This window comes from Psychrobacter sp. FME13 (genome assembly GCF_014861395.1).
Taxonomy (GTDB): Bacteria; Pseudomonadota; Gammaproteobacteria; order Pseudomonadales; family Moraxellaceae; genus Psychrobacter.
Genome location: NZ_RRYV01000349.1, coordinates 1 through 824, shown reverse-complemented (window position 1 = coordinate 824; position 824 = coordinate 1). Strand labels below are relative to the sequence as shown.

The window sequence follows — 824 nt, the reverse complement described above, 5'->3', positions numbered from 1 at the left end:
GTGCGAGCCATAAGTGACGCCTTGTTTCTTTGTTGTGGTAAACATTAGAGTAAGGTGTTGCTTATTTTTTTCAATGTTTTCTCAATTCTATACAGCCCCTAAGGTAATGACAGAGCTCTCAATCGAGATGCACAGTAAAGCGAATGGCGTTATACATCATCCTAAAAATACATCCCATCCCTTAGGGTTATCGCTTTCAAATTGGGACAATGGCTTTACTAAGGCATTGTTTCGGCTACTAATGCTAATAGATAACCCCGTTGATACCTTGATACTTGGGGAAAGCCGTTTACGCGAATTTTACTATGCCCTATTAAAGGGGGAATCAGGATATTCAGCACAACGCGCTTTTGGTGTGGGTAATGAAATTGCTCAATCTATCGAATACTTGTCAGCACATTTGGATGATGTGATTACTATTGAAGACATGGCCAAACACGTAGGAATGAGCCGTGCAGTCTTGCATCGTAAGTTTAAACAAGCCACCTCCATGTCACCTATTCAATTCATAAAATCCATGCGCTTGAACGCTGCTGCCATGAAGATAGCAACGGGCATGACTGTCAATACAGCAGCCATGCAAGTCGGTTACTCTAGCTCATCACAATTTAGCAGAGAGTTTAAACGTTTATATGGAAGCTTTCCCAAACAATGGACCAATGAACACCGACCTTTAAACAATCCTGCCTATTCATAATAGTCACAAACACCCTATACAGTTATCAAAAACAAGCGATGGCTATGCTTTTCGCTGTCACGTAAGTCACATAGGTCACAAAGGTCACAAAGGTCACAAAGGTCACAAAGGTCACAAAGGTCACAAA

1 protein-coding gene is annotated in these 824 nt (G+C 41.4%); it reads left to right on the top strand.

From position 1 onward, the window contains the following. Positions 1-106: 106 nt before the first annotated feature. Complete coding sequence (locus tag EI164_RS16525) at positions 107-697, top strand: helix-turn-helix domain-containing protein (RefSeq protein ID WP_225739372.1); 591 nt, start codon at positions 107-109, stop codon at positions 695-697. Positions 698-824: the final 127 nt, after the last annotated feature.

Excerpts from the sequence above, each read along its gene's own strand:
- EI164_RS16525 (WP_225739372.1), top strand. The coding sequence starts at position 107 with ATGACAGAGCTCTCAATCGAGATGCACAGTAAAGCGAATGGCGTTATA.